The 756-nt window shown below is 76.3% G+C and carries 1 protein-coding gene and 1 pseudogene; one reads left to right on the forward strand and one right to left on the reverse strand.

Features of this window, described 5'->3' with window-relative positions:
* Nucleotides 1–302 (forward strand): annotated as a pseudogene (locus tag GT030_RS24675) (HEAT repeat domain-containing protein); the annotation flags it as partial.
* Between the two features lie 37 nt (nucleotides 303–339).
* Here the strand turns inward: GT030_RS24675 and GT030_RS24680 are convergent.
* Nucleotides 340–756 (reverse strand): biotin-dependent carboxyltransferase family protein (locus GT030_RS24680; RefSeq protein WP_161202981.1); only part of this gene is annotated, 417 nt, incomplete at its 5' end.

Consider the following 756-nt stretch of genomic DNA (forward strand, 5'->3'; position numbering starts at 1 on the left):
TGGGCATCGCCTGCGCGGCGCCCGTACTGCGCCACATCTACCGGGAGACGGCCTCCTCCCATCTGCGCGGCCGCGCGGCCCGCGCACTCGCGGCCACCGACCCCTCCTTCGCCGCCGGGTTCGCGGTCGAGTGCCTGTGGGACTGCGAGGAGACCACCCGCGAACTGGCCGCCCGCCACGCCGAGACCGGCGACGCCCGGGTCGTCGAACGCCTCCGCCGCCTGGCCGCCGACCCAGCCGAGGAGGACGAGGTCCAGACGGCGGTCCGCAGCCGCTTCGAACAGGACCCGCAGACGCTGTGAGCTGAAGGGGGCCCGCCGGATCAACGGCGGGCCCCTGTCAGCGGCGTACGAGTACGAAGCGCAGGGGCGTGCCCGGCCTCGCCTGGGCCGCGCCCGGCAGGTCCGCCGGGTGGACCACCGCCGGGACCGGGTAGCCGCCGGTCGTGGGGTGGTCGGCCAGGAAGATCAGGGGCAGACCGTCCGGCGGGACCTGGATCGCCCCCAACACCATTGCCTCGCTGGCCAGTTCACCCGAGCGGGCGCGTTCCAGCGTGGGCCCCTCCGTGCGCAGCCCGATGCGGTTGCCGGCCGGGGAGACGCGATACGTACGGCTCGTGAGGTCTCGGAGGGCCTGCGGGGTGAACCAGTCCTCGCGCGGCCCCAGCGTCACCCGGAGCACCAGCTCGGCCGGCGGCGCCGGCTGCGGGGCGGTGTCCAGGCGGGCCGGGGCGTCCGTCGGCGGGCCCAGCGGGAG

The sequence above is a fragment of the Streptomyces sp. SID1328 genome (assembly GCF_009865595.1).
Taxonomy (GTDB): domain Bacteria; phylum Actinomycetota; class Actinomycetes; order Streptomycetales; family Streptomycetaceae; genus Streptomyces; species Streptomyces griseoluteus.